The organism is Mycobacterium sp. B14F4, assembly GCF_039871645.1.
Lineage (GTDB): Bacteria > Actinomycetota > Actinomycetes > Mycobacteriales > Mycobacteriaceae > Mycobacterium.
Window position 1 is genome coordinate 1 of the sequence record NZ_JBDPMF010000013.1, and the last position, 23,491, is coordinate 23,491.

General features: G+C 65.9%; 24 protein-coding genes. 9 read left to right on the top strand and 15 right to left on the bottom strand.

The annotated features are described in order from the left end of the window. On the top strand, positions 1-2,795 hold a 2,795-nt coding region (locus ABGB19_RS24840; protein ID WP_347688661.1), incomplete at its 5' end, for a beta-propeller fold lactonase family protein. Positions 2,796-2,813: 18 nt separating this feature from the next. Here the strand turns inward: ABGB19_RS24840 and ABGB19_RS24845 are convergent. Beyond that, complete coding sequence (locus ABGB19_RS24845) at positions 2,814-3,233, bottom strand: DUF3499 domain-containing protein (protein WP_347688662.1); 420 nt, start codon at positions 3,231-3,233, stop codon at positions 2,814-2,816. Positions 3,234-3,363: 130 nt separating this feature from the next. Here ABGB19_RS24845 and ABGB19_RS24850 point away from each other — a divergent pair, with 130 nt between their 5' ends. Further along, complete coding sequence (locus tag ABGB19_RS24850; protein WP_347688751.1) at positions 3,364-3,786, top strand: metallopeptidase family protein; 423 nt, start codon at positions 3,364-3,366, stop codon at positions 3,784-3,786. An 8-nt stretch (positions 3,787-3,794) separates the two neighbouring features. Here ABGB19_RS24850 and ABGB19_RS24855 read toward each other — a convergent pair whose 3' ends face one another. Further along, positions 3,795-4,058: a WhiB family transcriptional regulator gene (locus ABGB19_RS24855; RefSeq protein ID WP_347688752.1), complete on the bottom strand. Its 264-nt coding sequence runs from the start codon at positions 4,056-4,058 to the stop codon at positions 3,795-3,797. 437 nt (positions 4,059-4,495) lie between these two features. Here ABGB19_RS24855 and cofD point away from each other — a divergent pair, with 437 nt between their 5' ends. From cofD to ABGB19_RS24870, 3 genes are read left to right on the top strand one after another with little or no spacing between them, the layout of a single operon-like run. After that, complete coding sequence (gene cofD, locus ABGB19_RS24860) at positions 4,496-5,494, top strand: 2-phospho-L-lactate transferase (protein WP_347688753.1); 999 nt, start codon at positions 4,496-4,498, stop codon at positions 5,492-5,494. Further along, complete coding sequence (locus ABGB19_RS24865) at positions 5,491-6,855, top strand: coenzyme F420-0:L-glutamate ligase (protein ID WP_347688663.1); 1,365 nt, start codon at positions 5,491-5,493, stop codon at positions 6,853-6,855. Before cofD ends, ABGB19_RS24865 begins: the two co-directional genes overlap by 4 nt. After that, positions 6,852-7,388 (top strand): NUDIX domain-containing protein, encoded by a 537-nt coding sequence (locus ABGB19_RS24870; RefSeq protein WP_347688664.1) that lies wholly within the window; start codon positions 6,852-6,854, stop codon positions 7,386-7,388. The genes ABGB19_RS24865 and ABGB19_RS24870 overlap by 4 nt, the downstream gene beginning before the upstream one ends. 87 nt (positions 7,389-7,475) lie before the next feature. Here ABGB19_RS24870 and ABGB19_RS24875 read toward each other — a convergent pair whose 3' ends face one another. Genes ABGB19_RS24875 through rfbD form a run of 3 tightly spaced genes read right to left on the bottom strand, consistent with a single transcriptional unit; the run spans position 7,476 to position 10,340 of the window. After that, a complete protein-coding gene (locus tag ABGB19_RS24875) occupies positions 7,476-8,552 on the bottom strand; it encodes an NDP-sugar synthase (RefSeq protein ID WP_347688665.1) in 1,077 nt (358 codons plus the stop codon). A gap of 2 nt (positions 8,553-8,554) precedes the next feature. Beyond that, positions 8,555-9,439, bottom strand: a complete 885-nt coding sequence (locus tag ABGB19_RS24880; RefSeq protein ID WP_347688666.1) for a glycosyltransferase family 2 protein — start codon at positions 9,437-9,439, stop codon at positions 8,555-8,557. Positions 9,440-9,461: 22 nt separating this feature from the next. After that, positions 9,462-10,340, bottom strand: coding sequence for a dTDP-4-dehydrorhamnose reductase (gene rfbD / locus ABGB19_RS24885; protein WP_347688667.1), 879 nt, complete (start codon positions 10,338-10,340; stop codon positions 9,462-9,464). A gap of 64 nt (positions 10,341-10,404) precedes the next feature. Between rfbD and ABGB19_RS24890 the strand changes: the two genes are divergently transcribed. Next, positions 10,405-11,877 (top strand): LCP family protein, encoded by a 1,473-nt coding sequence (locus tag ABGB19_RS24890; protein WP_347688754.1) that lies wholly within the window; start codon positions 10,405-10,407, stop codon positions 11,875-11,877. A 2-nt stretch (positions 11,878-11,879) separates the two neighbouring features. After that, positions 11,880-12,602 carry a TIGR03089 family protein gene (locus ABGB19_RS24895; RefSeq protein ID WP_347688668.1) on the top strand — a complete coding sequence of 241 codons (723 nt, stop codon included), beginning with the start codon at positions 11,880-11,882 and terminating at the stop codon, positions 12,600-12,602. 17 nt (positions 12,603-12,619) lie between these two features. Here the strand turns inward: ABGB19_RS24895 and ABGB19_RS24900 are convergent, their stop codons facing one another. From ABGB19_RS24900 to ABGB19_RS24915, 4 genes are all read right to left on the bottom strand, one after another. Further along, the gene (locus tag ABGB19_RS24900; RefSeq protein WP_347688669.1) at positions 12,620-13,318 is read right to left on the bottom strand and encodes a hypothetical protein; all 699 of its coding nucleotides are present in this window, start codon (positions 13,316-13,318) and stop codon (positions 12,620-12,622) included. Between the two features lie 122 nt (positions 13,319-13,440). After that, the gene (locus tag ABGB19_RS24905) at positions 13,441-14,607 is read right to left on the bottom strand and encodes an acyl-CoA dehydrogenase (protein WP_347688670.1); all 1,167 of its coding nucleotides are present in this window, start codon (positions 14,605-14,607) and stop codon (positions 13,441-13,443) included. A gap of 50 nt (positions 14,608-14,657) precedes the next feature. After that, positions 14,658-15,173: a 5-(carboxyamino)imidazole ribonucleotide mutase gene (gene purE, locus ABGB19_RS24910; RefSeq protein ID WP_347688671.1), complete on the bottom strand. Its 516-nt coding sequence runs from the start codon at positions 15,171-15,173 to the stop codon at positions 14,658-14,660. Further along, complete coding sequence (locus tag ABGB19_RS24915; RefSeq protein ID WP_347688755.1) at positions 15,166-16,329, bottom strand: 5-(carboxyamino)imidazole ribonucleotide synthase; 1,164 nt, start codon at positions 16,327-16,329, stop codon at positions 15,166-15,168. Before ABGB19_RS24915 ends, purE begins: the two co-directional genes overlap by 8 nt. A 128-nt stretch (positions 16,330-16,457) precedes the next feature. Between ABGB19_RS24915 and ABGB19_RS24920 the strand changes: the two genes are divergently transcribed. Further along, positions 16,458-17,126 carry a GtrA family protein gene (locus tag ABGB19_RS24920; RefSeq protein WP_347688672.1) on the top strand — a complete coding sequence of 223 codons (669 nt, stop codon included), beginning with the start codon at positions 16,458-16,460 and terminating at the stop codon, positions 17,124-17,126. On the opposite strand, the gene ABGB19_RS24925 is transcribed toward ABGB19_RS24920, so the two are convergent. From ABGB19_RS24925 to ABGB19_RS24935, 3 genes are read right to left on the bottom strand one after another with little or no spacing between them, the layout of a single operon-like run. After that, a complete protein-coding gene (locus ABGB19_RS24925) occupies positions 17,081-17,599 on the bottom strand; it encodes a PH domain-containing protein (protein WP_347688673.1) in 519 nt (172 codons plus the stop codon). The genes ABGB19_RS24920 and ABGB19_RS24925 overlap by 46 nt on opposite strands. Positions 17,600-17,628: 29 nt before the next feature. Then, positions 17,629-18,393, bottom strand: a complete 765-nt coding sequence (locus tag ABGB19_RS24930; RefSeq protein WP_347688674.1) for a class I SAM-dependent methyltransferase — start codon at positions 18,391-18,393, stop codon at positions 17,629-17,631. Positions 18,394-18,431: 38 nt separating this feature from the next. Continuing rightward, a complete protein-coding gene (locus ABGB19_RS24935; protein WP_347688675.1) occupies positions 18,432-19,748 on the bottom strand; it encodes a cytochrome P450 in 1,317 nt (438 codons plus the stop codon). Positions 19,749-19,938: 190 nt separating this feature from the next. On the opposite strand from ABGB19_RS24935, the gene ABGB19_RS24940 reads away from it, so the two are divergent. Next, entirely contained in the window at positions 19,939-20,907 is a 969-nt protein-coding gene (locus ABGB19_RS24940; RefSeq protein ID WP_347688676.1) for a class I SAM-dependent methyltransferase, read from the top strand. A 21-nt stretch (positions 20,908-20,928) separates the two neighbouring features. Here ABGB19_RS24940 and ABGB19_RS24945 read toward each other — a convergent pair whose 3' ends face one another. From ABGB19_RS24945 to ABGB19_RS24955, 3 genes are all read right to left on the bottom strand, one after another. After that, complete coding sequence (locus ABGB19_RS24945) at positions 20,929-21,672, bottom strand: methyltransferase domain-containing protein (protein WP_347688677.1); 744 nt, start codon at positions 21,670-21,672, stop codon at positions 20,929-20,931. Between the two features lie 20 nt (positions 21,673-21,692). After that, entirely contained in the window at positions 21,693-22,394 is a 702-nt protein-coding gene (locus tag ABGB19_RS24950; RefSeq protein WP_347688678.1) for a hypothetical protein, read from the bottom strand. A 68-nt stretch (positions 22,395-22,462) separates the two neighbouring features. After that, on the bottom strand, positions 22,463-23,320 hold the full coding sequence (locus ABGB19_RS24955; protein ID WP_347688679.1) for a lipase family protein: 858 nt from the start codon (positions 23,318-23,320) through the stop codon (positions 22,463-22,465). Between the last annotated feature and the right edge of the window lie 171 nt (positions 23,321-23,491).

The window sequence follows — 23,491 nt, forward strand, 5'->3', positions numbered from 1 at the left end:
ACCCACTGACCTACACCGTGCCCACCCAACCCAGCAGCGGCACCGTCACCATCACCACCAACGGCACCTACACCTACACCCCCACCCAAGCCGCCCGCGACGCCGCAGCCACCCCCACCGGACCCAAGACCGCCACCTTCACCGTCGTCGCCAGCGACGGCCAAGCCACCGCGTCGGTATCCGTCACCGTCGCCATCCTGCCGAGCACCGGGAGCAACAGCCCTCCGGTGGTGACGGGCACCACCGCAGGCTCACCGAATCAGATCACTGGGACGATTACGGGCACCGTCACCGCGACCGACGCGAACAGCGATCAGCTGACGTATTCGTTGTCGGGTGGACAGCCCGCAGGCGGCACCGTCACGGTCAACGCCAATGGCACCTTCACCTTCACGCCCACCGTGTCGGCGCGACTCGCTGCAGATGCCACCCCGCTAGCCGACTACGCAACGTTCACGATTGCGGTCAGCGACGGACAGGCAACCACGACTACGACGGTAAGCCTGGCGATCCTGCCGGCCACCTTCTCCAGCCAGATCGGTTCTGCTACCACCGGTTCCAATCCGTACGGCGTCGTCGTCGTAGGCGACAGGGCCTATGTCGCCAACCAAGGCAGCAACACCCTGTCCGTGATCAGCATCACGGACGGCTCCCTGGTGAGCACCATCACGGTTGGAACAGCGCCGACCAATCTGGTGTCCTCTCCCAACGGATCGCTCCTGTATGTAACGAACCGCACAAGCGGCACGGTGTCGGTCATCAATACAGCGACCAATCAGGTAGTGGGAAGCCCGATCAAGGTCGGCACGCAGCCCGAGTCGATAACCATCAATACCGACGGCACCCGAGTGTATGTTGCGAATTTCTTCAGCAGCACCGTTTCAGTGATCGACACCGATGCGACGAGCGCCAACTTCAACAAGGTGATAGCCACCATTCCGGTTGGTGCGAATCCGCGTGGAATCGCATTTGCGCAGACGGTGAACGGGCCGAGGTTGTACGTGGTGAACCGGACCTCGAACACCGTCACAGTGATCAACGCCAGCACGAACCAGGTGACAGTCAGCGCGATCGGCGTCGGCGCGACCCCCCAGCAGGTCGTCGTCAGCGCGGACGGCACTCGTGCTTACGTGAGCAACTACGGCAGCAACAGTGTGTCGGTGATCAATACTGCCACCAACACGGTCGAAGGAACGACCGCGGTGCCTTCCATGCCGGTGGGCGTGGCGCTGAGTGCCGACGGCAGCGTCTTGTACGTCGCCAACGGCAACGACAAGATCAGCGTTATCGACACCGCGTCGCGGACGGTGATCAATACCCTGACAATCGACCTTGCTCCCGAGTCGAACTTCCATATGATCGCTGTCGCCGCCGACGGAAGCCTGCTCGTCACGGACACGGCGGACAACGTCCTCCGCACGGTGAATCTTCAGCGAGGCCACACCCTTACTGTCACGGTCTCTGAACCCAATGCGACGAGCGGCGTGGTCACAGGAGCCGTGAGCACCGACATCAACGCCGGTTCGGTGGCATATACGCCGACTGCCCCGAAATACGGCGCGGTGGTGATGAACACGAACGGCACCTTCACCTACACACCGAGCCAGCTCGGGCGCCAGATTGCCCGCATCACGGCGGGAACCGACACGGATCAATTTTCCGTCACCGTCGATGACGGCACCGGATCCGTGCAGACCGTCACGGTCACCGTCACCATGGCCCCCGTCGACGTCACGGGTGTTGATACGACGGCCGCTCTGCAAGCGTTATTGGGCGGCCTCCGATCCGGCGACACGCTCGTGCTCGCACCTGGCACGTATCAGTACAACAGCCTGCTGCGCGTCACCACGTCGGGCGTGACGATCGACGGCAGTGGCGCTACTCTGTACGCCACTAATCCCGCGCTGGCGTCATTCCAGATCCTGGCGAACAACGTGACGCTGAAGAACATGAATCTGCATGCTCCCGTTGGGCTTCCACGCCAGGACGGCACCAACCAGAGCCGCCTGCTGTTCGGCGGGAACGGCAACATCATCAGCGACGTCAACGTCGTCGGAAGCGCGTCCGCAGGAATCTACATCGTCGGCGCCAGCAACTTCCTTGTAGAGCGGGTCACGGTCAGCGACACCGCCGCCGACGGCATCCAGATCACCGGCGCGTCGAAGAACGGCGTCGTGAACAACGCAACGGTATCCCGTACCGGCGACGACTCCATTGCCGTCGTGTCGTACAGCTCCGACTCCGGCCCGGTGACCGACATCGTCATCAACAATCCGACAGTCATCGATAATCTGCAGGCGCGTGGCATCGCGGTCGTCGGCGGTGAGCGAATAACGATTAACAACTTCACGGTCAACGGTTCGAGCCAGGCCGGTCTCTTCATCGGTTCGCAGGGCGGGATCTTCAATACCCGCGCCACGAGAGACATCACGGTCAACGGCGGCACCATAAGCCGTTCGAACACGGCCTCGTTCTTCCCGTTCGGCGCCATCATGATTCTGAGCCAGAACCCGGGTGTCGAAGTGTCGAACGTGACGATCCGCAACGTCACCATCAATCAGCCGACGTTGGGCCAGACGCACAACATCACCGTTGTTACGGCAGGGAATGCGTTGACATGGGACCAGGCTTTATTGGCCACTCCGCAGGGCACTCTGTCGAACATCAACTTCGACGGCATTACGATCGTGGAGTTCCCGGAGCTACCTGTGTTCTTCTCAAACGCTCCCGGCGCCTACACCGCTACCGGGGTGACGATGAACGGACGACCGATCACGATTTCGACCTCGGTCTGATGCGGTAGTCGTCGGGCCCTATTCCACCGGATCCGGCAGCACCCTCAAGTGGCCGCGCCGGCGGCCGTTGACCTCGGAACGCCGGGCGGGCGGCGCAACCAGGGCTCCGCCCTGCACTCCCGTGGCCGGATCGGAGAAACCTGGCAGAACGCCGTTGACCGGCGGCGTCATGTCTCGTCGTTCCCGGACCGCATCGGCGAGTGCGACGAGATCGTCGTCGTCCGGAATCGACGGCAACGGCCCGGCGTGCCGAACTAAATCCCAGCCGCGTGGGGCGGTGATCCGTTGAGCGTGCGATACACACAAGTCCCAGGAATGCGGCTCAGACACTGTCGCCAACGGTCCTACGACGGCCGTCGAATCCGAGTAGACGAAGGTCAGCGTCGCGACCGCATAGTGGGGACACCCGGGCCGGCAGCAGCGACGGGGAACGTTCACGAACGAGAGGTTATCGTGCGCAAACACCGCGAGCCGCCGGACACGCGCAGTCGGCGGGCCGCCGATCCCCAACCGTTACCCTCGTACCGTGCCCAAGCGGGGATACCTGCATTCACGCCGCGGCCGCGAGATGCGCGGGCCGCTGCTGCCGCCTACGGTGCCGGGCTGGCGAAGCCGCGCCGAGTTGTTCGACATGGTGGTCCTCGAGGCGTACGAGCCGATCGAGCGGCGGTGGCAGGACCGGCTGAAGGCGCTCGACGTCGCGGTCGATGAGATTCCCCGGATCTCGCCGAAGGACCCGGACAGTGTGCAGTGGCCACCCGAAGTGATCGCCGACGGGCCGATCGCCCTGGCCCGGCTGATACCGGCCGGGGTGGATGTTCGCGGCAACTCCACCCGGGCTCGAATTGTGTTGTTCCGCAAGCCGATCGAGCGACGGGCGAAGGACACCGTCGAACTCGAGGAGCTGTTGCACGAGATTCTGGTGGCTCAGGTCGCCACGTATCTGGGCGTCGAGCCTTCGGTCATCGACCCGGCGATCGACGACGACTGATACGACGACTAGATGATCCCACGCTTGAGGCGGCGGCGCTCGCGCTCGGAGAGGCCGCCCCAGATGCCGAAGCGCTCGTCATGAGCCAGCGCGTAGTCCAGGCACGCGTCGCGCACCTCGCAGCCCTGGCAGATCCGCTTGGCCTCGCGGGTCGAGCCGCCCTTCTCCGGGAAGAACGCCTCGGGGTCGGTCTGGGCGCACAGCGCCTTCTCCTGCCAGAGGTCGTCCTCCGGGGTAAGCGCCGGCGCCACCTCAATCGGATCGGGCACCAGGCTTAACTGGGGACGCCGTGGCGTCTCGATCGGTGCCAGTCCGGTATCGGTGTGCGGCGCGCTGTCTACTGAGCCGAAAAACCGGCTGTCGAACCGAACGACGCGATCGAAATCGCTGTGCTCAAAAGACATCTTCCGCCTCCTCACCTGGTCTCGTGAATCCCCTATACGCCCGCACAGCACAGACGTGCGGCCATCTCAATTCGAACAAGTGATCGAATCTCGGTCTGCGGCACCGGAACCGGATGGCCTACCGGGAAATGACACTGGTGTGATTACACACGCGTTAGCTGCCGGGGTCAAGCGCTAGAACAGGAATTCATACCATTCCGTGATCCAATTTCGGCGAGTCGCAGTTCGGCGTGTCCCTCACACCCCCCGTCCTGCCCGAGTCCTGCCTGCCCCCCGCCCGCGGTGACGGCCTACTCTCGGTCGATGTGAAGGTCACCGTTCTGGTCGGCGGCGTCGGCGGCGCCCGCTTCCTGCTCGGCGTGCAACATCTGCTGGGACTGGGGCAATTTGGCGCTGGTGATGCAGGCGAGCATGAAGTGACTGCTGTGGTGAACGTCGGCGACGATGCGTGGATGTTCGGCGTGCGCATCTGCCCGGACCTCGACACCTGTATGTACACCCTCGGCGGCGGCATCGACCCCGAACGAGGTTGGGGCCATCGCAACGAAACCTGGCACGCCAAAGAGGAACTCGCGGCCTACGGCGTGCAGCCCGACTGGTTCGGCCTCGGCGACCGGGACCTGGCGACCCACCTGGTGCGCACCCAGATGCTGCGCGCCGGATATCCGCTGTCGCAAGTGACCGAGGCGTTGTGCCGGCGGTGGTCGCCCGGCGCCCGGCTGCTGCCGGCCAGTGACGACCGCAGCGAAACCCATGTCGTCATCACCGATCCCGGCCCCGGCGAGCACGCCGGACAGAAGCGTGCCATCCACTTCCAGGAGTGGTGGGTGCGCCACCGCGCTCGCGTGCCGACGCACAGCTTCGCGTTCGTCGGAGCGGATAAAGCCACCGCGGGGCCCGGCGTCGCCGAGGCGATCGAGACCGCCGACGTGGTGCTGTTGGCGCCGTCCAATCCCGTCGTGAGCATCGGCGCCATCCTCGCGGTGCCCGTAATTCGGGGCGCGCTGCGGTCGACCCCGGCCCGGGTGATCGGCTACTCCCCCATCATCGGTGGAAAGCCGTTGCGCGGCATGGCCGACGAATGCCTCTCGGTGATCGGCGTCGAGAGCACCTCCGAGGCGGTCGGTCGGCACTACGGTGCACGCTCGGGCGTCGGCATCCTCGACGGCTGGCTCGTCCACGAGAACGACCTCGCCGACATCGACGGTGTGGAGGTCCGATCCGTGCCGCTGCTGATGTCGGAGCCCGCGGTCACCGCCGAGATGGTGCGGGCGGGACTGGAACTGGGTGGGGTGAAACCGTGAGCGGCCCGCCGGGCGGTGACCACGGGTCCGCCGCCGCCGTCGAACTGCTGCCCATGCCGGGACTTCCCGAGTTCCGGCCAGGCGACGACCTCGCGGCCGCGATCGCGTCGGCGGCGCCGTGGTTGCGCGACGGCGACATCCTCGTCGTCACCAGCAAGGTCGTCTCCAAGTGCGAGGGCCGCATCGTCGATGCTCCCGCCGATCCCGAGGAACGGGACACGCTGCGGCGCAAGCTCATCGACGCCGAGGCCGTCCGGGTGCTGGCGCGCAAGGGCCGGACGCTGATCACCGAGAACGCCTACGGACTGGTGCAGGCGGCCGCCGGCGTCGACGGCTCTAACGTGGACGCGGCCGAACTGGCCCTGCTGCCAACCGATCCCGATGCCAGCGCGGCGCAGCTGCGCTCGGCGCTTCGGGAACGTCTGGGCGTGGCGGTCGGCGTCATCATCACCGACACCATGGGCCGCGCGTGGCGCAACGGCCAGACCGACGTCGCGATCGGGGCGGCCGGGCTGACCGTGCTGCACGGCTACGGCGGCTCTGTCGACCGTCACGGCAACGAGTTGATCGTCACCGAGATCGCCGTCGCCGACGAGATCGCCGCTGCGGCGGACCTGGTGAAGGGCAAGCTGACCGACATACCGGTCGCGGTGGTACGTGGGCTGAGTCTGTCCGACGACGGGTCGACCGCGCAGACGCTGGTACGGGCGGGCGAGGAAGACCTGTTCTGGCTCGGCACCGAGGAGGCCATCGCGCTGGGCCGCCGGCAGGCTCAGCTGTTGCGGCGGTCGGTACGGCGGTTCTCGGCCGAGCCGGTCGCGGCCGATGTCGTGGAATCCGCTGTCGCCGAGGCCCTCACTGCCCCCGCACCGCACCACACCCGGCCGGTGCGGTTCGTGTGGCTGCAGAGCCGTGCCCGACGGGTCGCACTGCTGGACCGGATGAAGGAGAAATGGCGCGCCGACCTGATCGCCGACGGCCGACCGGCCGACGCCGTTGAACGCCGCGTCGCCCGGGGCCAGATCCTCTACGACGCACCGGAAGTCGTCATCCCGTTCCTGGTGCCCGACGGTGCTCACCACTATCCCGACACCGACCGCACCGCCGCCGAGCGCACCATGTTCACCGTCGCGGTCGGCGCCGCGGTGCAGGCGCTGCTGGTGGCCCTGGCCGTGCGCGAGGTCGGCAGTTGCTGGGTCGGTTCGACGATCTTCGCCGCCGACCTGGTGCGCGACGAGCTGGACCTGCCCGCCGATTGGGAACCGTTGGGCGCGATCGCGATCGGCTATCCCGACGAAGGCGCGGCGCCGCCGGGACCCCGCGATCCCGTGCCGACCGACGACCTGCTGGTGCGCAAGTGAGCCTGCACGAATCGGCGGTCGAGACGCTCACGAATTGGCAGGCGCCCGATCCGGCTCAGGATTCGCTGCGGCACGCGTTGCTGGCGTTCCTGGCCGCCCGTCCCGACGGATGTCTGCGCGAATGCGTGCCCGGACACGTCACCGGGTCGGCGCTGGTGCTGAACCACACCGGCACGCATGCGCTGCTCACCCTGCACCCGAGGTTCGGGCGGTGGCTGCAACTCGGCGGGCACTGCGAGGCCGACGACCCCGACGTCGTCTCGGCCGCGCTGCGCGAAGCCACCGAGGAGTCCGGTGTCGACGGGTTGGTCATCGACCCCACGCCGGCCGCGCTGCACGTGCATCCGGTCACCTGCTCGCTGGGAGTGCCGACCCGCCACCTCGACATGCAATACCTCGTCCGCGCGCCGGCCGACGCCGAGATCGCGGTCAGCGACGAGTCTTTGGACCTGCGCTGGTGGCCGCTCGACGCGCTCCCGGACGACTGCGACTTCGGCCTCACCCAACTGGCGGCGGCGGCACGCTCCCGGTGATCGCGTCGAGATAAGAGTGTCGAGATAAGAGTTACGACACACAAGCCGCCCGAAATCTGTACCGGAACCTTGTTTCGCGCGCCAGCTCTAGATGTCGGTGGAGAACCGGACCCCACCGTCGGGGATCGTGACCCCCGGCCATACCCGCGCACCGCGCAGCAGCTCGCAACGGGCACCGATGTCGGCGCCGTCGCCGATCACGCCGTCGCGGATCAGCGCCCGCGGGCCGATGCGCGCGCCGAAGCCGACAATCGAGCGTTCGATGACCGCGCCGGCGCCGACCCGGGCGCCGTCGAAGATGACCGCGCCGTCCAACCGGGCGCCGCCGGCGATCTCCGCGCCGCGACCGACCACGGTGCCGCCGATCAGCAGGGCGCCCGGCGCGACGCTCGCGCCGTCGTGCACCAGTTCCTCGCCGCGGTGACCGCCGAGGGCGGGCGACGGGGCGATGCCGCGCACCAGGTCGGCGGACCCGCGGACGAAATCCTCTGGCGTGCCCATGTCGCGCCAGTACGTCGAGTCGACGTAACCGCACACCCGCAGACCTTCGGACAGCAGCCCCGGGAACACCTCGCGCTCGACCGACAGCGCGCGGTTCTTGGGGATGCGCTCGATGACCTCGCGCTTGAACACGTAGCAGCCGGCGTTGATCTGGTCGGTCGGCGGGTCCTGCGTCTTCTCCAGGAACGCGGTGACCAGGCCGTCGTTGTCGGTGGGCACGCAGCCGAAGGCTCGGGGGTCGCCGACCCGCACCAGATGCAGGGTGACGTCTGCGTTGTTGGCTTCATGACTGTCGAGCAGGGCGCGCAGGTCCGCGCCGGACAGCACGTCGCCGTTGAACACCAGCGCCGTGTCGTAGCGCAGCTTCGACGCGACGTTGGCGATGCCGCCGCCGGTGCCAAGCGGTTCGTTCTCGACGACGTACTCGATCTGCAGGCCCATCTTGGAGCCGTCGCCGAACTCGGACTCGAAGACACCGGCCTTATACGAGGTGCCGAGCACGACGTGCTCGATGCCGGCGTCGGCGATGCGCGACAGCAGGTGGGTCAGGAACGGCAGGCCGGCCGTCGGCAGCATCGGCTTGGGCGCCGACAGGGTCAGCGGCCGCAGGCGGGTACCGAGCCCGCCGACCAAGATGACGGCGTCCACCTGTGCAGGATTCACCGTTATGCCCGTCCTTTCGCCCTCTTGCGCCGCGAGTTGCGGACCACCAGACCCGCGCGCCCGGCGAGTGCGGCCTTGATCGTCCAGCGCAGCGGCGCCTGCCACCGCCTCGGATACCGATCCGCGAGGAAAGTGTAGGTGCTCACATGATGGGCAGCCAAGTTGCGGGCCGGGTCCCGGCCCGTCGCGTGGCCCTTGTCGTGCAAAATCTCTGCCGCAGGCACGTATACGTTCTGCCAGCCGGCGCGTGACAGGCGATCACCCAGGTCGACGTCCTCCATGTACATGAAATAGCGCTCGTCGAAGCCTTTGATCTCCTCGAATGCGGAGCGCCGTAGCAACAGACACGATCCGGAGAGCCAGCCGACGGGGCGTTCGCTGGGCTCCTCTCGTTGCTGGCGGTACTCGGCCGTCCAGGGGTTCGATTTCCAGAACGGGCCGACGACGGCGTGCATGCCGCCACGGATCAGGCTCGGCTGGTGGCGCGCCGACGGATAGACCGAGCCGTCGGGATCGCGGATCAGCGGTCCCAGGGCGCCGGCACGCGGCCAGCGCGCGGCGGCTTCCAGCAGGATGTCGATGCTGCGCGGCCCCCACTGCACGTCGGGGTTGGCCACCACGAAGAAGTCGGAGTAGTGCGATTCCGCGAGGTACTGCTCGACCGCGCGGTTCACGGCACGGCCGTAGCCCAGGTTGGCGCCGGTGCGCAGCAACCGGACGTTGGAATAGCGCTCGACCGCGTCCTCCGGGGCACCGTCGGTGGAGCCGTTGTCGGCCACGATCACCGTCACCGGACGGTCGGTGGCGTGTGACAGCGAGGCGAGGAACCGGTCCAGGTGCGGCCCCGGTGAGTACGTCACCGTGACGACTGCCAATTCGTCACTCACGTGACGGCTGCCAATTCGTCACTCACGGCGTCGAGGGTATCGGGCCGCCGGGGCCGTGCGCTGCGATCGCATCCGCCAGGGCCTCGCGCCACGGGCGCAGCGGCGTCAGCCCGGCCGCGACCGACCGCTCGATCGACAACGCCGAGTACGGCGGCCTCGGCGCGGGCCGCGGATGGCGGTCGGTGCCGACCGGCCGCACCCGCCCGGGGTCGGCGCCGACGGCCTCGAACACGGCCCGCGCCTGGTCGAAGCGGCTGGCTTCGCCCGTGTTGGCGGCGTGTAGCACCGGCAGGTGCACCGCACCGTCGGCCACCTCGAGTAGCGCCGTGACCAGATCGCCCGCGTAGGTGGGCGATCCGATCTGATCGGCCACCACATCCACCGGTCGATCGCCCGCCGCCAGCCGACGCATCGTGGCCACGAAGTCGGCGCCGTCGCCGCCCTCGTAGACCCAGGCGGTGCGCACGACATAGGCGCCGGGCAGCGCGGCGCGCCCCGCCGACTCCCCCGCCAGCTTGGTGCGGCCGTACACACTCACCGGCCCGGTCTCGTCGTCGATCTCGTAGGGGTGACGCTGGGCACCGGAGAAGACATAGTCCGTCGAGATGTGGACCAGGCCCGCGCCGGCGTCGGCGCAGGCCCGCGCGATGGCGGCCGGCCCGTCGGCGTTGACCGCGTACGCCAGGGCCTCGTCGGCCTCGGCCGCGTCGACCTTGGTGTAGGCGGCGCAGTTGATCACCACGTCACCGGGTTCGACGAACCGGCGGGCGGCGGCCTCGTCGGTGATGTCCCAGTCCGACGACGTCAGCGCCAGCACCTCGCGGCCCTGGCCGCGGGCGCGGGCGGCCAGGGCCCGGCCGACCATCCCGCCCGCGCCGGGGATAACGATTCGGGCAGACATGATCACGAGTCTGGCACGCCGATCCGCGCTACCGGGTCTGCGCCCGTCTCGCAAGTAGCCTGGGCTGATGCCCGCTCGCATGCTTCGTGTCATCGCCGTGTCGACGGCATTGGCGATCGTGGTGGGTACCGGAGTCGCGTGGGGAAAGATCCGCTCGTTCGAGTCGGGCATCAACCACATCTCGCCGATCGCGCTGGGTGAGGGCGGCGAGGACGGCGCGATCGACGTGCTGCTGGTCGGCTTGGACAGCCGCACCGACGCCCACGGCAACCCGCTGTCGGCCGACGAACTGGCCACCCTGCGGGCCGGCGACGACGAGGCCACCAACACCGACACCATCATCCTGATCCGCATCCCGAACAACGGGAAGTCGGCCACGGCCATCTCGATCCCGCGCGACTCCTACGTCGAGGCACCCGGTGTTGGCAAGATGAAGATCAACGGCGTGTACGGCTCGGAGCACGCAGAGAAGATGATCGAACTCGTGGAGCAGGACGGCATGGACCCGGCACAGGCCCAGCCGCAGGCGACCGAGGCGGGCCGCGAGGCGTTGATCAAGACGGTCGCCAACCTCACCGGCGTCACCGTCGACCACTACGCCGAGATCGGCCTGCTGGGCTTCGCGTTGATCACCGAAGCGCTCGGCGGAGTCAATGTGTGCCTGAAAGAAGCGGTGTACGAACCACTTTCGGGTGCAGACTTCCCCGCCGGCTGGCAGAAGCTCAACGGCCCGCAGGCGCTGAGCTTCGTGCGCCAGCGCCACGACCTGCCGCGCGGCGACCTCGACCGGGTGACCCGGCAGCAGGCCGTGATGGCCTCGCTGGCCCACGACGTCATATCCAGCAGGACGCTGTCGAGTCCGGCCACCCTGAACCGCCTGGAGGACGCCGTCCAGCGCTCCGTCGTGCTCTCCGACGGCTGGGACGTCATGGAGTTCGCCGAGCAGTTGCAGAAGCTGGCAGCGGGCAACGTCGCGTTCGCGACCATTCCGGTGCTCGAGGAGGCCGGCTGGAGCGACGACGGCATGCAGAGCGTCGTGCGCATCGACGCCGGCGAGGTCAAGTCGTGGGTGGAGGGCCTGCTGCACGACCAGGACGAGGGCAAGACCGAAGAACTCGCCTACTCGCCGGACAAGACCACCGCCGACGTGGTGAACGCCACCGACATCAACGGCTTGGCGGCCGCGGTGTCACAGGTGTTGACCAAAAAGGGATTCACGCCCGGCAGCACCGGCAACCACGAGGGTGACCCGGTGACCGGAAGCCAGGTGCGGGTGGCCAAGGCCGACGACCTCGGCGCTGCCGCCGTCGCGAAGGACCTGGGCGGGCTGCCCGTCGTCGAGGACGCCTCGGTGGCACCCGGCTCGGTGCGGGTGGTGCTGGGCAACGACTACACCGGGCCGGGATCCGGCCTCGACGGCAGCGATCCGATGCTGACCACCGACGCCGTCGCGGTCGGCGCCGACTCGACCGGGACCGCGCCGCCGCCGTCGCCGATCCTGACTGCGGGCGCCGCCGACCCGGAGTGCGTCAACTAGCCGTGACCACAGTCAGTTCGGCGATCCTCGATCCGCTCATGGCGTCCGACCCCGCCGGCCCGCGGATCACCTACTACGACGACGCCACCGGCGAGCGCATCGAGCTGTCGACCGCCACGCTGGCCAACTGGGCGGCCAAGACCGCCAACCTGCTGCGCGACGAACTGAGCGCGGGCCCGAGCAGTCGCGTCGCGGTGTTACTTCCCGCGCACTGGCAGACCGCCGCCGTGTTGTTCGGGATCTGGTGGATCGGCGCCGAAGTCGTGCTGGGCCCCGATCCCGATGGGCAGGCCGACATCGCGCTCTGCACGGTCGACCGGCTGGTCGACGCCGACGACGCCGTCGGGATGGGCGAGATCGCGGTGCTGTCGCTCGATCCGTTCGGCAAGCCGGTGGCCGATCTGCCCGTCGGGCTGACCGACTACGCGACCGCCGTGCGCGTGCACGGCGACCAGATCTCACCCGAGCAGCATCCCGGGCCGGCACTCGACGGCCGATCGGTGGCCGAAGTCCTTGCGGCGGCTCGTGATTCAGCGGCGGCGCGCGGTCTCACCGCGCAGGACCGGGTGCTGTCGAGCAAGCCTTGGACGACCGGCACCGACCTGATCGACAATCTTCTCGCTGCCCTAGTCGCAGGCGCCTCGTTGGTGCAGGTGAGCAATCCGGAACCGGCTGCAGTGGACAAGCACAGAACGGCCGAAAAGGTCAGCCGAACTCTGGAATGAGATGCAGAGCGGGCCGACTACGGCGATTTGCTCTCCATGATCTGCTGCGCGTTGGCGAAATGCGCATTGGCCTGCTCGACGTGAGACATGAGCGCTTGCGCATTCGAGGTGGCGTCCGGGCCCAGACACATGTTGGCCGCGGTGATCAGTTCACTCACCGCACCTTCCACTTCAGCGGTGAGTGCCTCGTCCGGGCTCGGCAAGGTGTTGCGCAACCGTTGGCTGTTGCTGAGAATTTGTTGGCAGGCGCTGCGGACCCCGTCCATGTTTTGTGCCTGCATCTCACTCGCCGCGGTCTGCAGCGAACTCTGAATGGCGGTGTACGGCCCTTGCGCTGCTCTTAACCATCCAGCAGCAGCCGAGTCAGCGACGTTACGCGAAGGGGGGCACGCGGACCGCGACAGATTCGGAATGCACTCCACCTGCCCCGGTGTCGCCGGGGCCTGAGCCGTGAACTGCGGGCGCCGCAAATCGAAGCCGCTGTCGCGGTTGGAGCCGAAGCCAGGAGTGGCAGTCACCGACGAAGCCGCCGCTTCGGGCGAGAAAGGTAGTTGGGCGCCAGCGGACATCGTCAGCGCGGCAACGATGCCGCCAGTCGCAAGGAGGGCGCTCCCAGCGCTTGCCAGAATGGTCATCAGCCGCCGCTGAGACCCACCGAACTTCTCGTCACTTGCTGACTCCACCGTCACAGGATGGCCTTTGTTGTCGCGTTTCATCGCCGTCCTTTTCCCCACCGACTTATTGACTAGCAAACTCAGGGTATATCACTGCCAAGCAATCTGAAACCGAATGCCACGGCACACCCCTCGAGTGTTGATCGAATCGTCTCGAGGGGTTGTTACTTGAGCAGGGCACGCGACATGACGACGCGCTGAATCTGGTTGGTGCCCTCATAAATCTGAGTGATTTTCGCGTCGCGCATCATTCGTTCAACCGGGAAGTCCTGGGTGTAGCCGGCACCGCCCAGCAACTGCACGGCATCGGTGGTGACCTCCATCGCCGTGTCTGAGGCCAGGCACTTGCTCGCCGCCGAGATGAACCCCAGGTTGCCCTCGCCTCGCTCGGCACGTGCGGCGGCGGTGTAGACCATCAGCCGGGCGGCCTCGACCTTCATAGCCATGTCGGCCAGCATGAACTGCACCGCCTGAAATTCGCTGATGGACTGGCCGAACTGCTTGCGGTCCTTGGTGTAGTCGATGGCCACATCCAACGCGCCTTGCGCAATTCCGACCGCCTGGGCACCAATCGTCGGTCGGGTGTGGTCAAGCGTGGCGAGCGCGGTTTTGAAACCGGTGCCTGGTTCCCCGATGATCCGGTGACCAGGGACGCGGCAATTCTCGAAGTACAACTCGGCCGTCGGCGAACCCTTGATCCCGAGCTTCTTCTCCTTCGCTCCGACGGTGAACCCCTCGTCGTCGATGTGAACCATGAACGCCGATATGCCGTTGGCGCCATTGTCGGGGTCAGTGACCGCCATTACGGTGTACCAAGCGGATTTCCCGCCGTTGGTGATCCATGCCTTGGCACCGTTGAGGATCCAATCGTCACCGTCGGCCTTGGCGCGCGTCCGCATTGCCGCCGCATCGCTGCCCGCCTCCCGCTCGGACAACGCATACGACGCGAGCTTGCCCTGGACGAGGTCCGGCAGTACCTCCTTCTTCAGGTCGTCGGAACCCTTCAGGATCAGGCCCATAGTGCCCAGCTTGTTCACGGCCGGGATCAACGACGCCGAGGCGTCCACCCGTGCGACCTCTTCGATCACGATGCAGGCCGCCACGGAATCCGCACCTTGTCCGCCGTATTCTTCTGGCACGTGCACCGCGTTGAAGCCGGAGGTATTGAGCGCCTCCAGCGCCTCCTGAGGAAACCGAGACTTCTCATCGACGTCCGCGGCGTGCGGCGCAATCTCTTTCTCCGCGAGGGCCCGGATCGCAGTTCGCAACTCTCGGTGCTCCTCGGGCAACTGGAACAGATCGAACGACGAATTTCCAGTCCATTGAGCCATCGTTGCCTCCTCGCTACTCACCGGTAACTTTACCGTGGACCCCGCGGTGCTCAGTAATCGAGCAAGCGATCGCGGAGCGCGGCGTCCTTCTGCAGCACCGCCGTTTCGAGGTCCGCCTGGAATTTCTCAACTCGTCCACGCAACTGCGGGTCGGCCGAGGCAAGGATGCGCACCGCCAGCAGCCCGGCGTTTCGTGCCCCGCCGATCGAAACCGTTGCAACTGGTACACCGGCGGGCATCTGGACGATGGACAGCAAGGAGTCGAGCCCGTCGAGCCTCGCCAGGGGTACAGGCACCCCGATGACGGGAAGAGGCGTGGCCGCTGCCACCATGCCCGGAAGATGCGCCGCACCTCCGGCACCGGCGATGATCACCTCCATTCCTCGCGCGGCCGCGCCGCGAGCGTAGTCATGCATCCGGGCGGGGGTCCGGTGCGCCGACACGATGCCCACCTCGAATGTGATGTCGAACTCGGTGAGTGCAACGGCGGCCTCCTGCATGACAGGCCAGTCGCTGTCGCTGCCCATGATCACGCCGACCCGAGGCCGCGACCGCTCATCAGCCATGCGCATCCCATCCGTCGTCCCATTCCGCATGCGCCAGCCAGCGTGCCGCACGCCGTGCCCGTTCTCGCACCTCGGCCAACGCGCCGTCGGGTCCACTTACATTCACGTGACCGAGCTTGCGACCCGGTCTCTCGACCTTGCCGTAGAGGTGCACCTTGACATCCGGCATCCGAGCGAACAGGTGATGCAGGCGTTCGTCAACGCTCATTGCCGGCGGTCGAGGCGCGCCGAGCACGTTGGCCATCACCGTCACCGGCCAGATCGGCGCGGTGTCGCCCAGCGGGTAGTCCAACACTGCCCGCAGGTGCTGCTCGAACTGGCTGGTGCGCGCACCGTCCATGGTCCAGTGACCTGAATTGTGCGGTCGCATGGCCAACTCGTTGACCAGAACCGTCCCCTCGACAGTCTCGAACAATTCGACGGCAAGCACTCCCACCACGCCCAATTCGTCGGCCAACCGCAACGAGAGTTGCGCTGCGGCGCTGCTCAGTCCCGGGTCCAGGTCCGGAGCGGGCGCAATGACCTCCACACAGATTCCGTCGCGCTGCACCGTCTCAACCACCGGCCATGCCGCCCCCTGCCCGAACGGCGAGCGCGCCACGAGCGCTGCCAGTTCACGGCGCATTCGGACGTTCTCCTCCACCAGCACCGCGACACCATCCGCTAGGTATCGTCGCACGGCGTCGCGTGCCTCGGCGACATCGCGAGCCAGCGTTACCCCGCGGCCGTCGTAGCCGCCGCGCGCAGCCTTCACCACCAGCGCTTCGCCCGCGCGCGCCGCGAATGTATCGATTTCGGCCACGTCGGTGATCTCCGCGAACCGTGGCACCGGCGCGCCGAGCGCGGCCAACCGCCGCCGCATCGTCAACTTGTCCTGCGCGTGGATCAATGCCGATGGAGGCGGGGCCACGTTGACCCCCTCGTCCACCAGTTTCGCCAGCAACTCGCTCGGCACATGCTCGTGGTCGAAGGTCACCACGTCCGCGCCGGCCGCGGCGCGGCGGAGCGCCTCGAGGTCGTCGTGTGCGCCGATGATTGTGTCGGGGGTGACTTGGGCCGCCGCTTCGTCGGCGGTTGCGGCCAGCACGCGCAACGTCTGGCCGAGCGCAATCGCGGCCTGGTGGGTCATCCTGGACAGTTGCCCACCGCCGATCATGGCTACTACCGGCGGCGCACTCGGATCTCGTGGCACCCGCTTATGTTGTCATGCGTGAAGTGGCCACATATCCGTGGTTATCTGCGCGAGTACGCGTCACCGGCCTGTTTTCCGTAGACTGCGCAGTTGTGTCCTTCACCGATGCCACGATCGCAAGGCTGCCACGCCCGATCCGGCCCTACTTCGAACGACACCACGAGCTCATCAAGTTTGCGATCGTCGGCGCAACCACCTTCGTCATCGACTCGACGGTGTTCTACACGCTGAAGCTGACCGTGCTCGAGCCCAAACCGGTCACCGCCAAGATCATCGCGGGCATCGTCGCGGTCATCGCGTCCTACATCCTCAATCGCGAGTGGAGCTTCCGGGATCGCGGCGGCCGCGAGCGCCACCACGAGGCGTTGATGTTCTTCGCGTTCAGCGGTGTCGGGGTCTTGCTGTCGATGGCCCCGCTGTGGTTCTCCAGCTACGTGCTTCAGCTGCGCGTCCCCGACGTGTCGCTGACCGTCGAAAACGTCGCCGACTTCATCTCCGCCTACATCATCGGCAACCTGCTGCAGATGGCGTTCCGGTTCTGGGCATTCCGCCGCTGGGTCTTCCCAGACGAGTTCGGGCGCAACCCGGACAAGGCGATCGAGTCGCTCACAGCCGGCGGACTCGCCGAGGTGCTCGAGGACCAGCGCGACCCCAGCCTGCACGACGGCACCGTGACCCCCCTGCGCAGCCCCGGTCGACGGACCCGGCGGCTGGGTCAGCTCGGCGACTCCTCGGAGCCCAGGGTGTCGAAAACCTCGTGATACAACAACGAGTGAACGCGCTCGACATGTGGGATGTCATGAAACTCAAGAGGATCCTGTGCCGCTGACTCGATGATCAGCGTGCCGGTCCGCAGCATCCTGTCCACGAGACCATGGCGGAACTCGACACTGTTGATCCGCGCCAGCGGGATATCTATTCCCGCGCGCGTCAGCAGGCCATGGCGGAACATGACCCGCCTGTCTGTAATCACGAAGTGCGTAGTCAGCCAGCTGAGAAACGGCCAGAGCACTAGCCAGCCGACCACCAGCAGCCAGACGACCAGGATGACCAGCACGACGATTTGCTTGGCGGTGCTGTCCCAATCCGTGCTGTTGACGTAGCCGGCGCCCAACGCCGCCACGGCAGTGATGGCGACGAGAATCAGCACCGGTACTGTCAGGCGCTTCCAGTGCGGATGCCGATGCAGAACCACCTGTTCGTCTCTAGCCAGCACGTTCTCCGGATAACCCACCGCTGTACTGTACTGCGCAGGTCTACGGCCTACTTCTTGTTGACGACCCCGACCACTGAACCCTTGTCCACTTCGATCAGAGGCAAGGCCTCGAGTCCGGCGCGCTGACAGAATTCGACGAACGCCGGGTTGGCATCGGCGTCGTCGGCGACCAGCACTCCGTCGTCCTTCAGATACGGCCATACGTGGTGAAATTCGAACGTCATTGTCTCGGCTGTGTGCAAGCCGTCGTGCACGAATATGTCGATGGTGCGAAGGTCGGCCAGCAGCGGCGGCAATGCCCGGCGGCTCGAGGACCTGATGTAGGTCCACCGGCCCTTCAGGCGGTCCGGAACTGCACTGCCGGTCTCCACCTGCCAGTCGCCGCGCACCGGCGGCAGATCGATGCTCCAGAGCTGGCCTTCACCGTTCGCTGCCAGCGCGCCAAGCTGGAAGGCCGACGAAATACCACGCGCCACACCGGTTTCCACGATCTTGGCAGGTTTACGATGCCGAATCAGGATCCAGAGCGATTGCGCGAGGGTGTTTCCTCCGTCGTGAAGGTGCTCCCTCGGTAGACGCGCATTGACTTCGGCCGTCATCGCCGCGATCTCCTCGGCGCAGGTAAAGCAGGCCGAGACACCGCACAACTCGTGGATCGCATCGTAGACATCGGCCCGGGCACCGGCGACGTCGACGTGCGGACCCATCCGCCGTACCTCGCGCTTGCCCTCGATTCTGTCGACCAACTCGAACGGACGGGTCACCGCGAGACGCGCCCCCGCTAACGCAACTGAAAGCGAATTCAACGCCATGACAGGACCATAACGTGTTCACTACGCAACATCGACGACTACTTCGCTGCGCTGGCGCGGCGGCGCAGTACCATGCGCGCGCCACGGTGCGGCGCGAACGAGACGCCCTTGTTGCGGGGCCGTTCGTCGGGTTCGTCCGTCGGTACCAGGCTGACCTCGCGGAGCATCGTCTTGAGCACGCCGTTCATCTCCATGTTCGCGAACGCAGCGCCGATACACCGCCGCGTTCCCCCGCCGAACGGCACCCACGCATACATGTCCGGTTTAGAGTCGATGAACCGATCGGGATTGAAGCGGTCGGGCTCCGGATACACGGCTTCGTTGCGGTGGGTCAACGGTATGTCGACCCGGATGATCTGCCCCTTGGCGACGACCCACGGCCCGATCGGCACCGGCTCGTCTATCACCTGTCGGGCGACCCCGTCGATCACCGGCCTTGTGCGGTGAACCTCGTCGATCGTGGCTTGCAGCAATTCCGAACCACCGGAGTCAAATTCGTCGACCAGACGAGACAATACATCTGGATGGCGCCGTAGCCGCTCCACGGTCCAAGCCAACGCGGTTGCTGTTGTTTCGTGCCCAGCGGCCAGCAGTGTGAACAGCTCGTCGGAAATCTCGCTGTTCGACATCACCGTACCGTCCTCATAGGAGGACCGCAGCAACATCGAAAGCACGTCGCTGCGCTCTTCGAAGTGGGGGTCGGCTCGGTGTTGGGCGATCAGAGCATCGATGATGGAATTGAACCGGTGCCGAATCTCGAGGTAGCGTCCCCACGGGCTGCGCGGCCCCCAGTCGTGGCGCAGTCCCGGCAGAATGGCGAAGATGGCAGCCCGTTTCATCAATTTGGGCATGACAGTGCGTAATTCGTCGAGTTGCGCGCCCTCGGCTCCGAATACTGCCCGAAGTATGGAGTTGAGCGTCATACGCATCATCGACTCCAGGATCGGAAATTCCTGATCCTCAGGCCATGTGGCGATCTCCCTCATCGCCTCCTCTTCGACCACGCCGTCATAGGACCGCATCCGCTTGCCGTTGAAAGCGGGCACGAGCAGTTTGCGGCGTCGGCGATGGGCCTCGCCGTGCAGGCCGAACGTCGAGCCAGGACCGAAGACCACGTCCAGATTCGGCTCGACACCCTGCACCAATGTCGTCGAGGTCTGGAACAGCTCCTTGATCAACGCTGGATCGGTGATCACGAGCATTGTGGTCGAGGGGAGTGTCACGGTGAAAGCGGTGCCGAAGCGCTTCCAGGCCGCCTCCATGACCCTGCGGCGGGCGGCCAGAAAGGCGACACCCTGCGCGTGTACCGGCCAGGCCGGGCCCGGTGGCAGCTGGGTGGTCTGGGTAGTCGTCATGAGGCCGACACCTGGTGGCGGTCAGGGTTGGAGTCGTCCGAGTTTTTCGACATCGCCGACAAGCATATCGCGGGTTTGCTCCGAATTCAGATCCAGTCTTGCGACGAGTCCGGCAACACAGTCATTTCAAGCCTCTTGTGACGACAACGCACGGCGCATCGGCCTCATCGGCCTGTGACAGACTGAGAAGATGGTGGCAACTCGTGATAAGCGAATCCGTTCGGTAAAGGAGTGGGGAAAGGGGCGGCTCCGCGGCCTTTTTGAAGTCGGCCAGCGTGTCGGCATCGACGTGCTGCCCAGGCATTTCTACAGCGAGATTCCGGATATCCGCGCTTTGAAGGCCGACCGGCGCTGGCAACGTCCGTATTCGTTGGCCGGTGTTTCGGGCACCGACATCGAAAAACAACTCGGGTGGTTGCGCGAGATTTGCCCAGCGGACCTCGCCGCCACACTGCCGTCGCTGGGCCTGTACGAGTATGCCGCTTCGGAGAACGGAGCAGTCGGCTTCGGCCCGATTGAGACTGATTTGCTGTATTGCTTCGTGCGGACGCGAAAGCCACGGCGGATGATTCAGATCGGTGCGGGGGCGTCGACGTCTGTGGTGCTGCGCGCAGCTGCCGAGACCGGCACAGACATCGACCTCGAGTGTGTAGACCCGTTTCCCACCAGCTACCTCAAACGCTTGCATTCAGAACACAAGATCACGCTGCGTGACGTTCCGGTGCAGGATCTGCCAACCGATGAATTCGCCGGTCTCGGCCCGGGTGATGTGTTGTTCATCGACTCCACCCATACCGTGTCGCCGGGCAGCGACGTCAACTACCTGATCCTCGAAATTTTGCCACGACTGGCAAGGGGTGTCTTCGTCCACTTCCACGACGTGACGCTGCCGTACGACTACATGCCGTCGGTGCTTTCGAGCGATCTCTTTTTCTGGTCGGAGAGCGTGCTGCTGCACGCCTACCTGGCCGACAACCGACGGTTCGAAATCCGACTCGGCTGTGCCATGGTCCACGATCAGGCGCTCGAGCGGGCTCAGGCGATCATCCCGACCTACAACAACCCACTGAGGACCGACCGCGGCGTCGCAGCGCCTGGCACAGGGGGCGACTTTCCGGCATCCATCTGGCTCGAAGTCGTCGCAGACCCCCACGTATGAGATGAGCCGCCCAAAGGGACGCTACGCGCGCTTGCGGATGTAGATCAGCAGGGTCGGCTGCAGCACCGCCGGGGCATGTTTGTTCAGCCACCGGATGATCCGGTAGACCACGGGGCGGCCGAAGTGGTAGGCCGGTTCGGCCGCCCAGTAGCCGACATTGACCTCGGCATCCGGCCCGAAGGCCCGCCGCAACGCCGCCGCTGTGTTCATCCGGTACCGGGTCGGGAAGACGTCTTCGGGCTTGCGCTGGGGTTGAGCGCTCTCGAGCGCCTTCACGTGCATGCGGTTGGGCACGAGTCGCGCACCGGTGGCGATGTAGCCGTACTTGTTGGGGGTGATCGCGGCGATCAAACCGCCCGGTTTCGTCACACGCATCAGCTCGCGTGCGACGAAGTGGGGATCGTCGACGTGCTCGAGAACCGAACGCGCGAGGACGATGTCGAAGTGCTCGTCGGGATACGGCAGCGAGGCCCCAGGAGCGATCACTTCGGCATGGTCGAGGTACGGGTTCTGCAGGACGGCGTCGTCGATATCGCATCCCTCCAGATGCGCACAACGCCCCTTCAAGTTCGACAAGTGTCGGCGGAACTCGACGGCGTCATCGATGATCGGCTCGCCTCGTCCGGCACCGAAATCGAGGACGACGTCGGTCGGCCGCAAGATCGACGCGATCTGCGTGTAGAAGGCGACCGTGCCGTCGACATGGCTGAACCCGCCGACATTGGCTTCAGGATGAAACCGGCGCACCAGCTCTTCGTTGTTCATGGGCGTCAGTGTAGGGATGACTATGGGGCTAACGAACCGCCAGGCTCAGAAGGTATTTGACGCTTCGCCGCGTCAAGGTCCTCCGCAATCACACCCATCGGACCGTCGACAACGAATTCGGTCATGAATCGTTCGGCCCGGTCGAAGTAGCGCCCGATGGTTTCTCGCTTCCATACCGCAGGGGACCCAGCGTACAGCCCCCGTTTGCGGTCCCGTGCGGAGGCCGACGTCATGGTCGAATTGGCTGCCAGCAGCGACTGATCCGGCAGGTACGCGCCTTTGAGCATGACGGCGCAACTGCCCACCAGCGAGTGGTGCCCGATCGTGATCCGGCCGACCCGCTGTAGATACTTCTTGAAATCGGGTTCGTGGGTTTGGATAAAGACTCGATGCCCACCGACGGCGGCATAATCGCGCAAGACAACCGTTCCGGAGGCATCAACGTAGTTGCGGCTGCCTAGCTTCGCGCTGTACCCGAGGTAGAAAGTGCCGGCTTGGGGGTCCACGTCTTGAAAGGCCGGATGCGCCGATATCCAATTCCAGGACTCGATGGCGGCATAGCGGTCCAGGTGAACCAGGCGCAGACCGCTGAACACGTTGAACAGGCTGATCCGCGCGCCGTCACCGATCTCGAACCGCCCGACCCGGCGAACCACCGCAGGTCCGATCCGAGCGCTCGGCGAGATGCTGTGGCCGAATCTGGCGAGGATCCGGTTCTTCAACGCAGACGGCGGAAGCAGCCAGCATAACGTTTGGAGCACTGCCTGTCCTTTCCTGTCGGCTGGTGAGTCTAGCCACGCAAAGTGGTTGTCTGACAACCGGTCTGAAGTCGGCCGGCCAGACGGTCCTCAGTCCAGGAAACGAGCATCTCCGGTATCTGACCGTCCCCTGCCAGCACAGTATTGTGATCCCGCTCGCGAACGCGCCAATAGGCCAAATTCTGTCTTGCCGCGCATTGCCGCTCGACGAAGGCGTCCGTGACGGACGACGGGATGACAGGATCCGTCAGCCCCTGGATGACCAGCAGCGGGAGAGCGACGGGTTGGTTGGGCGTGTTCTCCCGCAGGCGGGTCGCGAACGGGCCGGATGGTGACGCCGGCATTACCGACGCCGCCCCCAACTGGCTGCCGAGTTCCTGCATTCGAGGCATGTCCTTAGGTTCGGGACACAAGTCGGCGATCTCCCGTGAAATCTCGCGCGCGCCGAGTGGCACGAGGTCGTCGAACTTCACGTCCGGGTAGTACTGGCTGTAGGCGGTTGCCATGTACGGACCCAGGAAGGCCGCGGCGACGCCCTGGGCGTGTATACGCGCGAGTTCGTCCAGATCGGTGGCCGGAGCGGCCGCGACAACGCCGAGCAGGTTGACGTCCGGTGCGTAAGTCGGCCGAACGATACCCGTCCACAGCGCCGCATGGCCGCCCTGGGAGTGGCCCCAGACCAGAGTGCGCCTGTCCAAATTCAGCTCCGGCATCTGCCGCGCCGCTCGCAGGGAGTCCAGCGCACTGCGAGCTTCCCCTTCACCGACGAGGAAGGGAATCACGCCGTCGCCTTTGACCTGGTAGTCGGTAGCAACGACTACCCAACCCTTCCGGATGATCTCCTCCAGCCCGGGTACACCCTCAAACGGGCTCGTGATCACTGAGGGCATGCACTTCTGCTTGATACCGACCGTCCCGTGTTGGAACAGGATCACCGGGCTTGGCGCGGTAGGAGGTTGCTGTGGAGCCAACACTGTGGCGACTGCGGTCGTGGGTGCCCCGTTCGGAAGCGTGGAGCTGTACATGACTCGCCAGGCTCGGGATCTCGGCGGAAGCAAGCG

What these genes read in the sequence shown, in the direction of transcription:
- ABGB19_RS24850 (WP_347688751.1), top strand. Translation starts at nt 3,364, where the DNA reads ATGCGCGGGCCGCTGCTGCCGCCTACGGTGCCGGGCTGGCGAAGCCGC.
- rfbD (WP_347688667.1), bottom strand. Translation starts at nt 10,340, where the DNA reads ATGTCTGCCCGAATCGTTATCCCCGGCGCGGGCGGGATGGTCGGCCGG.
- ABGB19_RS24900 (WP_347688669.1), bottom strand. Translation starts at nt 13,318, where the DNA reads ATGAAACGCGACAACAAAGGCCATCCTGTGACGGTGGAGTCAGCAAGT.
- ABGB19_RS24905 (WP_347688670.1), bottom strand. Translation starts at nt 14,607, where the DNA reads ATGGCTCAATGGACTGGAAATTCGTCGTTCGATCTGTTCCAGTTGCCC.
- purE (WP_347688671.1), bottom strand. Translation starts at nt 15,173, where the DNA reads ATGGCTGATGAGCGGTCGCGGCCTCGGGTCGGCGTGATCATGGGCAGC.
- ABGB19_RS24915 (WP_347688755.1), bottom strand. Translation starts at nt 16,329, where the DNA reads ATGATCGGCGGTGGGCAACTGTCCAGGATGACCCACCAGGCCGCGATT.
- ABGB19_RS24930 (WP_347688674.1), bottom strand. Translation starts at nt 18,393, where the DNA reads ATGGCGTTGAATTCGCTTTCAGTTGCGTTAGCGGGGGCGCGTCTCGCG.
- ABGB19_RS24935 (WP_347688675.1), bottom strand. Translation starts at nt 19,748, where the DNA reads ATGACGACTACCCAGACCACCCAGCTGCCACCGGGCCCGGCCTGGCCG.
- ABGB19_RS24940 (WP_347688676.1), top strand. Translation starts at nt 19,939, where the DNA reads ATGGTGGCAACTCGTGATAAGCGAATCCGTTCGGTAAAGGAGTGGGGA.
- ABGB19_RS24945 (WP_347688677.1), bottom strand. Translation starts at nt 21,672, where the DNA reads ATGAACAACGAAGAGCTGGTGCGCCGGTTTCATCCTGAAGCCAATGTC.
- ABGB19_RS24955 (WP_347688679.1), bottom strand. Translation starts at nt 23,320, where the DNA reads ATGCCCTCAGTGATCACGAGCCCGTTTGAGGGTGTACCCGGGCTGGAG.